Source organism: Paraburkholderia sp. UYCP14C (assembly GCF_004197395.1).
Lineage (GTDB): Bacteria > Pseudomonadota > Gammaproteobacteria > Burkholderiales > Burkholderiaceae > Paraburkholderia.
The window spans coordinates 56,362-67,531 of record NZ_SELS01000049.1; the positions used below are offsets into that span (position 1 = coordinate 56,362).

General features: G+C 64.2%; 8 protein-coding genes. 1 reads left to right on the forward strand and 7 read right to left on the reverse strand.

What is annotated here, in order from left to right; genetic code table 11:
- Positions 1 to 14 precede the first annotated feature (14 nt).
- Positions 15 to 1,136 carry a patatin-like phospholipase family protein gene (locus EVC45_RS32580; RefSeq protein WP_129962278.1) on the reverse strand — a complete coding sequence of 374 codons (1,122 nt, stop codon included), beginning with the start codon at positions 1,134 to 1,136 and terminating at the stop codon, positions 15 to 17.
- A gap of 315 nt (positions 1,137 to 1,451) precedes the next feature.
- Here EVC45_RS32580 and EVC45_RS32585 point away from each other — a divergent pair, with 315 nt between their 5' ends.
- Positions 1,452 to 3,485, forward strand: a complete 2,034-nt coding sequence (locus tag EVC45_RS32585; RefSeq protein WP_129962279.1) for an ATP-binding protein — start codon at positions 1,452 to 1,454, stop codon at positions 3,483 to 3,485.
- Positions 3,486 to 3,495: 10 nt separating this feature from the next.
- Here the strand turns inward: EVC45_RS32585 and EVC45_RS32590 are convergent, their stop codons facing one another.
- The 6 genes from EVC45_RS32590 to EVC45_RS32620 form a co-directional block, all read right to left on the reverse strand.
- Positions 3,496 to 4,053, reverse strand: a complete 558-nt coding sequence (locus EVC45_RS32590; RefSeq protein WP_129962280.1) for a sugar O-acetyltransferase — start codon at positions 4,051 to 4,053, stop codon at positions 3,496 to 3,498.
- A gap of 509 nt (positions 4,054 to 4,562) precedes the next feature.
- Positions 4,563 to 5,888, reverse strand: coding sequence for a phenylacetate--CoA ligase PaaK (gene paaK, locus EVC45_RS32600; protein WP_129962281.1), 1,326 nt, complete (start codon positions 5,886 to 5,888; stop codon positions 4,563 to 4,565).
- A gap of 37 nt (positions 5,889 to 5,925) precedes the next feature.
- Positions 5,926 to 7,485 (reverse strand): 3-hydroxyacyl-CoA dehydrogenase PaaH, encoded by a 1,560-nt coding sequence (gene paaH, locus EVC45_RS32605; RefSeq protein ID WP_129962282.1) that lies wholly within the window; start codon positions 7,483 to 7,485, stop codon positions 5,926 to 5,928.
- 14 nt (positions 7,486 to 7,499) lie between these two features.
- The gene (gene pcaF / locus EVC45_RS32610; RefSeq protein ID WP_129962283.1) at positions 7,500 to 8,702 is read right to left on the reverse strand and encodes a 3-oxoadipyl-CoA thiolase; all 1,203 of its coding nucleotides are present in this window, start codon (positions 8,700 to 8,702) and stop codon (positions 7,500 to 7,502) included.
- 66 nt (positions 8,703 to 8,768) lie between these two features.
- Positions 8,769 to 10,463 (reverse strand): phenylacetic acid degradation protein PaaN, encoded by a 1,695-nt coding sequence (gene paaN / locus EVC45_RS32615; protein WP_129962284.1) that lies wholly within the window; start codon positions 10,461 to 10,463, stop codon positions 8,769 to 8,771.
- 44 nt (positions 10,464 to 10,507) lie between these two features.
- Positions 10,508 to 11,170 (reverse strand): 2Fe-2S iron-sulfur cluster-binding protein (locus tag EVC45_RS32620; RefSeq protein ID WP_129962285.1); only part of this gene is annotated, 663 nt, incomplete at its 5' end.

An 11,170-nucleotide genomic window follows, 5' to 3' on the forward strand; every position in this document is an offset into this window, starting at 1 on the left:
ATCGGCGCGGCCGTCTATCCGCTCTGTCGCGCACCCGCCTTGCCGCTGTGCTTGAGCGTCGGATCGAGCAGCGAACTCTTGACGTCGAGCGAAGACGCCTGCCCGAGCTTCGCGTAATCGTTTCTGAGCCATACGCCCGCCACTTCGCGGCCACGCTCGAACAGCGTGTTGAGCAATGACCAGGACGTGCTGCTCTTGGAGACGAAACCGAACTTCGCGAGAAAATCGTCGTCGCGAATCAGGTGAAACCTGATCGGCTTGAAGCGGCTTTTGCGCGCCGCTTCCTCGCCCACCGAATCGAGCACGCGGTTGACCGCTTCGATCGCGTTGATTTCCAGCACCACGGATGCGTTGAAACCGATTTCATTGAGCCGGTCGAGAATGCCGCGCGCATCTTTGGGCGGCATGTCGTGGCGCACGAACGGATTCGCGAGGACGAGGATCAGATCCTGCGCATGCTCGAGCAACGGCGCCAAAGGCGGGTTGCCCAGATAGCCGCCGTCCCAGTACGGTATGCCGTCCACGCTCACGGTGCGAAACTCGCTCGGCAGGCATGCGGAAGCGCGCAGTACGTCGACTGAAATCTCGGGGCGGGTGAAGATTGCGCGTTGGTTGGTTCGCACGTCGGTAGCGCAAATGAACAGTTGCGGGCCATCGCTCGTCGTATTGAGCGTGGCGAGATCCTGTTCGGGGAGCGCGGAGCGAATCAACGGCCCGAGCGGATCGCGGTAAAACGGATTGCCGTAAGGCGAAGCGACGAGACCCACGGCCTCCAGCATGATGGCGGCGGGATTCCAGTCAATGTTCCAGCCGCCGAATGGGCCAGGCTCGGAAAAGCCGAGGAGCGCGTTGCCCGCCAGCGCGCCGGCGCGCGATACCGCCTCCCAGAAGGCGCGCAGCATCTCGCGTGCTTTGGTTGCGCCGCCGGTTGCGAGACCCGTCGCGCACAGCGTCGCGTTGATGCCGCCCGCGCTCGCGCCGCTGATCGCCGCGATGTCGAGTGGCGTTCCCTGCGACGATGCCTCCAGCAGACGGTCGAGCACCCCCCACGTGAAAGCGCCGTGCGAACCGCCGCCCTGCAGCGCAAACGCGACCTTGGGGCCGTTCTGTCGCGTCGAGTTCCGGGATTCCTCCATCGCCATGGCTCCTTCGCGTCCTGATCGCGTTCCCGGCAATCTTACGCGCACGCGACGATGCCTGGGTCGCTACGCCATCGAAATAGCCTCGCCAGCGGCGGCTGCGGGTTTGTCTCGGTTAAACAGCCGCCCGGCAGCGGGTACAGTGTCACGCGGATTGCGGGGAGCCGGCGTACAATCCCGGCCGGTCGATACTACTAATAGTCGCGCGCTACGTAACCTTCCGAAACGGTCCATGACAAAGAGGCTGACCGACACAAGCCCGTATGCCGGCACGGCATCGCGGGCTCACGCCTTTCGTCCGGGGGTATCCGGATGAAACGGGATCTCGATCTGGATTCTCGCGATGCGATCACGCTGAATGGGCTGGCGCGCAGGCTGGGGCGCACCCGTGGGCAACTGATGCGTCGCTGGATCGCCGAGACCTCGGCGCAGCGCGCGCATACCGATGCGCAAAGCGGGCAAGGACTCACCGGCTGCTTCGCTTACATGCTGGCCGAAGTATCCGCCGCCCTGCTGCTCGCGGGGAGCGACGCGTCGTCATCCACGCACGTGGATGTCGCTCAGCCCGGCAGATTCTGGCCGGACGACTGGCGGGTCACGGATCTGTTTCGCAACATCGATCTGATGCAGCGCTTTCTGAAAGACGAGATCCGCGCGTATTTCAGTCCCGTTGCCGCTTGCGTCGACGTTCACATGCAGGCGCACGACATCGTCGAGCGCACCTTTCGCGCGATGATCGAAAGCGCGATCGAGGCGCAAATGCAACGTCAGGCGACCGAGGTGGCGGCGGCACAGGACAACTTGCAGCGGGCTCTGAGCGCGCTAAAGGGCACGGAGGAGCGCCTGCGGGTCGCGACGAGCGCGGCCGGCATCGGCATCTTCGAGTGGTGCGGCGCCTCGCGGCAAGGCGTGTGGGAAAACCGGCGGATGTACGAGATCACCGGACAGCCCGAGGAAAGGGGGCCGTTGACGGCAACCGAGTTCATGACGTCGGTCATTCATCCGGACGATGTCGAGCTGCTGCGGGTCCATTTCCGGTCCCGGACGGTCTCCGGCGAGCCGGTGCATGTCGCGTTCCGGCTGCACCGCGTAACCGACCGTGCGCTCAGGACCGTCGAAATGTTCGGGTATCTGCGTGCGCCCGTTCAGCATGACGACTTCACGTTCATCGGCAGCTTGTGCGACGTGACGGAGCGGACCGACGCGGAGGCGAAACTGCGCGACGCCGATCGCCGCAAAGACATCTTTCTGGCCACGCTCGCGCACGAGCTGCGCAATCCGTTGGCGCCCGTGCGCAACGCCGCGCATCTGCTGGGCCACAGCGCCGGAGCCGATCCCGCCAACCGTGAGTGGCTGCGTAATGTGATCGAACGGCAGACCGGCCACCTGTCGCATCTGATCGACGACCTGCTCGATGTATCGAGGATCACCACCGGCAAGATCGAGTTGAAGCGCGAGGTCTTCGATATCCGGCTGGCACTCGACCATGCTCTCGAGATCACGATGCCCGCGGCGTTGCAGCGCCATCACGACATCGTGCGTTTGCCGCTGGAGCACCCGGTCTACGTTCACGGCGACCGGGCGCGGATCACCCAGACATTTTCCAATCTGCTGGATAACGCGATCAAATACACCGACGACGGTGGCCGGATCGTCATATGTGCGACGGCCGTCGGTGAGGAAATATCCATTACGGTGTCGGACACGGGCACGGGTATTTCGGGCGATGCGCTTCCTCACGTGTTCGATCTGTTCGTGCAGGGCTCCTGTCACGGCGAGCCGTCCCGGGGTGGTCTCGGGATCGGGCTGTCGGTGTGCAAGACGCTGACCGAGATGCACGGAGGGACGATTGCCGCGAGAAGCGAGGGCAAGAACCGCGGCAGCGAATTCGAATTACGTCTACCCGTTTGCCAGGCCGGCAACCGCGAGGCGAAGGACGATGCTCACGCAGCTCGAGCGCCGTCCGATCCATTGCGTGTTCTGATCGTCGACGACAACAGCGATGCCGCGCTGTCGCTCGCCATGATTCTCGACGCGCACGATGTGCGTACCGCACACAGCGGGGAAGAAGCGCTTCAGATTGCCGCTGCCTTCGACCCGCAGATCGTCTTCCTCGATCTTGGTCTGCCGGGAATCAGCGGCTATGAAGTCGCTCGTCGGCTGAGGGACCGTCGGGCGACCGGCAAGCGCCTCGAAATCGTCGCCGTGTCGGGCTATGGACAGCCCGAGGACCTGGCGCGCTCATCGGCGGCGGGGTGTGACGCTCACCTCGTCAAACCCGTCATTATCGAAGACCTGCTCGCGATTACCCGGCGAATGACCGGCGAAAGTCCGTCGACCGTCTAGTTCCCGACCTTCAGTCGCCAATCGACCGGATCACCCTCGCGGGGTTTCCGCCCACAAGCGTATTCGCGGGAACGTCCGTCGTGACGACCGAGCCCGCCGCGACAACGGAGTTTTCCCCGACCGTCACCCCGCCGATGATCGTTGCGCCGGCCGCGATCCAGACGTTTCGCCCGATCACGATCGGACTGGCGGTGACGCCCGCATGCCGCTGCGATGGTTCAACGGGATGACCCGATGTGATCAGGCTCACGTTGGGCCCGATCATCACGTCGTCGGCAATGTCGAGTCCGCCGAGGTCGTAAAACGTGCAGTTCTGGTTGACGAAGACGTTGCGCCCGACACGCATATCGGCGCCGCCCGTCGTATAGAACGGCGGGATCAACATGAAGCTCGCGTCCACCGGCTTGCCGATGAGTTCGCTGAACAGCGCGCGAACTTCATCGGTATCGTCGAACGTCAAGCGGTTGATGCGCGCGGTGAGCGCCATCGCGCGCTTGACGTTCGCCAGCATCGCGGCGGACTCCGGTGTCTTGCGGTGAATCATTCTGGTGCGATCGGGATTCGCCATGCGTTGATTTCCTCGGGTCACAGTGGGGCGCGCACGGCACCGGACCGCACGTCGCATCGAATCTTACCAACGTCCGGCGCGAGCCCTGCCATACGACAATCACAAGCTGCACGAAGCGGGTCTGCGCGACGATGCGGATGCGGCCCGTGCGCCGCTATCCCGACTATTATCCGGATCTCCCCGGCGCGACATCGGCGAAGCGCGTGCCGCATCGTTCAGGCGAGCATCAGCGGCTCTGGGCCGTAAGTGCGAGGCTAAACAGGCAAAGGACTCCGTCAGGGTGACGGAGAAGCGGCGCTAAAAGGAAGCGGTGCACAAGGCGACGTCGCTTGGATGCAGGTGTTGCTCTCATGCCGATTGAGGAATGCGCGGCGCCCATTTTCTATTTCCGCGCACAGCGGTATTCACAAGGCGCCCGGCGTCGAGGCGAGGTTGCGATCGAATCGCGGCGACGCACGGTCACGCTGGTGCGTCGCCAAAACCACGTCCGCTCGCGCAGCGGGCGTGGCTTACAGGTTCGAGCCCCGCAGATCGACCACGCGTTTCGCCTTCCCCGTGGCGGTCATCGGGATATGTCCGGCCAGCGCGACCGAGACCGTCGTCGACACGCCGACCATCGTCTTGATGCGATGCTGCAGCTCGCGCGCGAGCGCCGTCCGATCGTGGTCGCTCAACGACTCGCAGACTTCCGGCCGCGCTTCGACGCACACCGCCAGCGAATCCAGATGCCCGTCGCGTTTGACCGTCAATTGATACTGCGCGCTCAGCTTGGGAATCGCGAGAATCAGCTCTTCGATCTGGCTCGGAAACACGTTGACGCCGCGAATGATCAGCATGTCGTCCGAGCGTCCGGTGATCTTCGCGAGCCGGCGCATCGCGCGGGAAGTCGGCGGCAGCAGCGAGGTCAGATCGCGCGTGCGATAGCGGATGACCGGCATCGCTTCCTTCGTCAGCGAAGTGAAGACCAGTTCGCCTTCGCTTCCTTCCGGGAGCACCTCGCCGGTAACGGGATCGATGATCTCCGGGTAGAAGTGGTCTTCCCAGATCACCGGACCGTCCTTGCTTTCGATGCACTCCGCCGCGACGCCGGGCCCCATCACCTCTGAGAGACCGTAAATGTCGACCGCGTCGATTCCCGCGCGCGTTTCGATTTCACTGCGCATCGCCTGGGTCCACGGCTCGCCCCCGAAGACACCGACCTTCAGCGACGATTCGGCCGGATTCATCCCTTGCCGCGTCATCTCGTCGATGAGATTCAGCATGTAGGAAGGCGTGACCAGAATGATCGACGGTTCGAAGTCGCGGATCAACTGAACCTGCTTCTCGGTCTGGCCGCCGGACATCGGCACCACCATGCAGCCGAGCCGCTCCGCGCCGTAGTGAATGCCCAGCCCGCCCGTGAACAGGCCATAGCCGAACGCGTTGTGCAGCGTGTCGCCGCGACGGCCGCCGGCAGCGCGGATCGAACGCGCGACGATGTCGGCCCAGGTATCGATGTCGCGTGCCGTGTAGCCCACGACCGTCGGCTTGCCCGTGGTCCCGCTCGATGCGTGCACACGCACCACCTGGTCGCGTGGCACCGCGAAGAGACCGAACGGATAGTTGTCGCGCAGGTCCTTCTTCGTCATGGTCGGAAACTTTGCCAGATCGGAGAGCTGCTTCAGATCGTCCGGATGCACGCCGGCAGCATCGAACGCCTGACGGTAATGCGCGACGTTGTCGTAGGCATGACGGACCGACCATTTGAGGCGCGTCAATTGCAGCGCCTGCAGCTCATCGCGGCTGGCACGTTCGATCGGTTCGAGTTCGTCGGATTGGGGGATGCGTCGGACCATGGGAGTCTCCGGATTACTGGAATTGGATTGTTTCGAGTCAGGCAGCACGGTCGATGGCGGGGCGGGCGTGCCATGACGCCCGCGACCACGACAGTGCGGCTAATAGCGGTGAAACGCGATACCGGTCTTCACCGTAATGGGTGCAGAGGTTGCTCAGCACCTTAGAGAACAGCGCGACGCCCGCCTGATCCGCCCACCGTAATGGGCCCAACGGATAGTTGACGCCTTTTTCCATCGCCAGATCGAGGTCCGCGGCCGTGCACACGCCCTGATTGACCGCATCGGCGGCTTCGTTCACCAGCATCGCGACGGTTCGCATCACGATCATGCCGGCCACGTCGGCCACCGGCACGACCGAGTAGCCCGCCGCCTGCATCGTGCCGACGACGGCAGCATAGGCTTCGTCACTGCATTGCCGCGCACGGGCGAGCGCGATCGTGCTGCCGCCGGTGTAGTCGAGCGCGAGATCGACGAGAACCACGTTGTCGTGATTCAGATCGTGAGCGCATTGAGTTGCCGTGCGCCCGTCGGTCAATCGCAGCAGCGCGTCGTCGATCTGGGCGACGACACCGTCGGGGCTTTCCGTTGCGGGCATCGTTGCGGTAACGAGCCCGGTATCCAGCAGCCTCTGTTGAAGCTGTGCGATCACGCCGGACTGCGCAAACAGTTTGACGACCCGCGGAGAATCCGCAGGCGGCGCAATGCGCGGGCGCGGACGCGTGGCGTTCGGACCATAGTCGTAGAAGCCGCGCCCCGACTTACGGCCCAGAAAGCCCGCATTGACCAGTTCCTGCTGGATCAATGACGGCGCGAAGCGGGGATCGTTGAAAAACGCACGAAACACCGACTCGGTGACCGCAAAATTGACGTCGTGTCCGATCAGGTCCATCAGTTCGAATGGTCCCATCCGGAAGCCGCCTGCCTCGCGAATCACCTCGTCGATCGACTCGGCGTTCGCTGCCTGCTCGTTCAGAAGCCGCAGACCTTCCGCATAAAACGGACGGGCCACGCGGTTCACGATGAAGCCGGGCGTCGAGCGCGCGTGGACGGGCGTCTTGCCCCAGGCGGCGGCTGTCTCGTACACGCAGGTCGCGATGTCCGCCGACGTGGCGAGACCACTGACCACTTCGACCAGCGCCATCACGGGCGCGGGATTGAAGAAGTGCATGCCCACGAGGCGCGACGGGATCTTCAGCGTCGCACCAATTGCCGTGACGGAAATCGACGACGTGTTGGTCGCGAGGATGCAGACGTCGGTCACGTGCTGTTCGAGTTCGCCGAAAATCTTGCGCTTCACTTCCAGCCGTTCGGCGACGGCCTCGATGACGAGCCCCGCATCGCGCATCCCGGCCAGCTGGTCGATCGCAAACAGCCTTTCGTTCGCTTGAGCGGCAGCCGTCGCGTCGAGGCGGCCCTTGTCGACGAGCTTCGCGAGATTCGCGGCGATGCCCTTAATGGCCTTGGCGACCGTAGCGGGATCGAGATCGAACAGGGCGACCCGGTGCCCGGCGAGCGCGGCCACCTGAGCGATGCCCGCGCCCATCGCGCCCGCGCCGACGATGCCGACGATCGTGGAAGTCTTCAATGCGTTCGACATGCTGGTCGCTCCGCTCAAACGCGCTCGATCGCAATCGCGATGCCCTGGCCGACACCGATGCACATCGTGCAAAGCGCGAAGCGTGCATTGCGGCGTTCGAGTTCGTAGGTTGCCGTGGTCACCAGCCGCGCGCCCGAAGCGCCGAGCGGATGGCCCAACGCGATCGCACCGCCGTTCGGATTGACTCGCGGATCGTCTTCCGCGACGCCGAGTCGGCGCAGCACCGCGATGCCTTGTGACGCGAAGGCTTCGTTCAGCTCGATCACGTCGAACTGGTCGAGGCTCATGCCGAGGCGGGCCAGCAGCTTCTCGGTCGCGGGCGCGGGCCCGATCCCCATGATGCGCGGCGCGACGCCTGCCGTGGCCATGCCGAGGATGCGGGCGCGCGGCGTCAGATGGTTGCGCTTCGCTGCCTCTTCGCCTGCGATCAACAGCGCGCAAGCGCCGTCGTTGACGCCCGACGCGTTACCCGCCGTGACCGTTCCATCGGGGCGCACGACACCTTTGAGTTTTGCCAGCGCCTCGAGCGAGGTCTCGCGCGGATGTTCGTCGCGATCGACCACCAGCGGCTCGCCCTTCTTTTGAGGAATGCGCACCGCGGTGATTTCCTGGGCCAGCGTGCCGTCCGCCTGAGCGCGCGCCGCGCGTTGCTGGCTGCGCATCGCGAAGCGGTCTTGCGACTCGCGGTCGACGCCGAAGTCGTCGGCCACGTTCTCGGCCGTTTCCGGCATCGAATCGACACCATACTGGCTGCGCATCAGCGCATTGACGAAGCGCCAGCCGATCGTCGTGTCATGGATTTCGGCCGAACGCGAGAACGCCGTTGCCGACTTGCCGACCACGAAAGGTGCGCGCGTCATGCTTTCGACGCCGCCCGCAATGTAAAGATCGCCATCGCCCGCGCGGATCGCGCGCGCGGCGCTGCCCACCGCATCCATACCCGAGCCGCACAGGCGGTTGATCGTGGAGCCGGGCACATCGATCGGCAAGCCCGCGAGCAACGCGGACATGCGTGCGACGTTGCGATTGTCCTCGCCGGCCTGGTTGGCGCATCCGTAGAGGACGTCCGCGACCTGCTGCCAGTCCACCGACGGATTGCGCTGCATCAGCGCGTGAATCGGCACGGCGCCGAGATCGTCCGCGCGAACATCCTTCAATACACCTGCATAACGTCCAAAGGGAGTGCGAATGGCATCACAGATAAAGGCTTCGGTCATGGTGTTTTCCGGTAGAGATATTGAGCGATTCAGGCTTTGCATCCGCAACGGGGTTGCGTGGTGCGGTCACACATGTGCGGGTTCGCGCGGCGGCGCGTGACGCCGAACCTGGACCACACGGAATCGGTTGGCGACGAACGCTGCGTCGGTGAGCGATGCGTTGGCAGCCGGGTTGCCGCCGGTGCCGTGATAGTCGGAGAAGGCCGCGGACTGGTTCACAAACACGCCGCCGGTCAGATTGACGGAAAGCGCGACGCCACCATGCAGCGCTGCCTCGTAGGCGGCGTCGATCACATCTTCGTCGGTGCTGTAGACCGACAGCGTCAGTGCGCCGCGGGTCTTTGCAGTCCGGCCGGCGAGTTCGACCGACTGAGCGGTCGAGTCCGTTGCGATCACGAACGCTATCGGGCCGAACCATTCCGCCGCGAACGTGGCTTCGTCTTTGCGGGCGTCCAGTCGTGCGAGCAGTGGCGTGCGCACTTCCACATCGGGCCACGCGGGGTGTGTAAGAGTGCGGCTGTCGAGCAGCAACGTGCCGACTTTACGTGCGCGCTCGATGCGCGCCAGCACCCCGGCGTTCTGGATCGCGCCGGTCACTTCGACGACTTTCGCGGGATCCACTGTCAGCTTGTCGACCGCCTCGACGAGCGCCGCCGCAACAGCGTCGAACGATATGACGCCATGCGCGGTCTTGATGCCGTCGCGCGGCACATAGATATTCTGGGGCGCGGTGCACATCTGCCCGGAGTAGAGCGCGAGCGAAAACGCGATGTTGCGAACCGCCGGCCCGATGTCGTCCACCGAATCGATGATGATCTGGTTGACCCCCGCCTTTTCCGTATAGACGGAGGCTTGCCTTGCATGATGCTCGAGCCAGTAGCCATTGGCCGAACTGCCGGTAAAGTCAATCAGGCGAACTTCCGGACGGGTGGCCAACGCCTGGACGATCAGACCATCGTCGGGATCGGTGGCGAACAGCGTGACGACGTTCGGATCGAATCCCGCTTCGGCGAGCACTTCGCGTGCGATCCGGACCGTGATGGCAAGCGGCAGGATCGCGGCGGGATGGGGCTTGACGACCACGGCGTTGCCGGTGGCGAGACTGGCGAACATCCCCGGGTAGCTATTCCACGTCGGGAAGGTGCAGCAGCCGATCACGAGGCCGATGCCGCGCGGCATCACCGTATAACGCTTTTTCATCACCAGCGGCGGGTTCTTGCCTTGCGGCTTTTCCCAGTACGCTTCATCGGGAATCCGGCGCAATTCGTTCCACGCATAGGCGACCGCTTCCAGCGCGCGGTCCTGTGCGTGCGGTCCGCCCGCCTGAAAGGCCATCATGAACGCCTGGCCGGTGGTATGCATCACGCTGTGCGCGATCTCGAAGCTTGCCTTGTTCAGGCGCGCGAGGATCTCGAGGCTGACGCCTGCCCATGCCTTGGGTCCCGCCTTGCGCCATTCGGCCTGCGCCGTTTCTGCGGCGGCGAAGAGGGTGTCGGCGTCGGGCTTCGGATACCGCACGTTCAACTGCAAGCCAAACGGGGATTTTTCCCTGCCGGCCGTGCCGTTGTTGCTCGGCTGATCGAGTTCGAAGTGCTGACCGAGATGACGTTTGAAGGCAGCCTCGCCGTCGGCCGCCGCGGTTTCGCCGTATACCCTCGGACTCGGCATTTCGCCGAACGGACTCCAGTAGCCGCGAGTGTGGATCGCGGCCACCGCTTCATTGAGAACCTTCTGGTGCTTGGTGAACAGTGAATCAGACATGAAATAAAACCTTGATCGAAAGCAGGGGTGTGACGCGCTGGCGCTTATCGTTCGTCGTAACTGACGACGACCTTGTCGCTCACCGGATGACACTGACACGTCAGCACGAACCCGTCGCGGATCTCGTGTTCTTCCAGCGTGTAGTTCTTTTCCATCTTCACTTCGCCCTCGAGCACCTTCGCGCGGCAGGTGCAGCACACCCCGCCCTTGCACGCATACGGCAGCGCGAGACCGGCACGCAGGCCGACGTCGAGGACGCTCACGCCCTGGTACGGCAGGCGCAGCTTGCGACGCTTGCCGTCGAGCACGATTTCGAGGTCGGCCGCGGGGGTGTCTTCAGTGATCTCGACGGGCGGCACGCCCGCCTGCGGCAGCGGCGAACCGAAGCGCTCGACGTGCACCTTCGCCTGCGGCACGCCGGCCGCTTGCAGCGCGGCTTCAGCCGCATCCATCATCGGCGCGGGGCCGCAGATGAACGCTTCGTCGATCGCGTCGGCCGGCAGCAGCTGCTCGATGAACGCCGCGCATTTCGGCTGGTCGAGCACGCCGTTGAACAGCTCCACGTCCTGCAGGTCGTCCGACAGCACGTGATACAGCACGAAACGGTTCATGAAGCGGTTCTTCAGGTCCTCGAGCTCCTCGGCGAACATGATCTGGTCGACGCTGCGGTTGCCGTACACCAGCGTGAAGGTGCTGCGCGGCTCGAC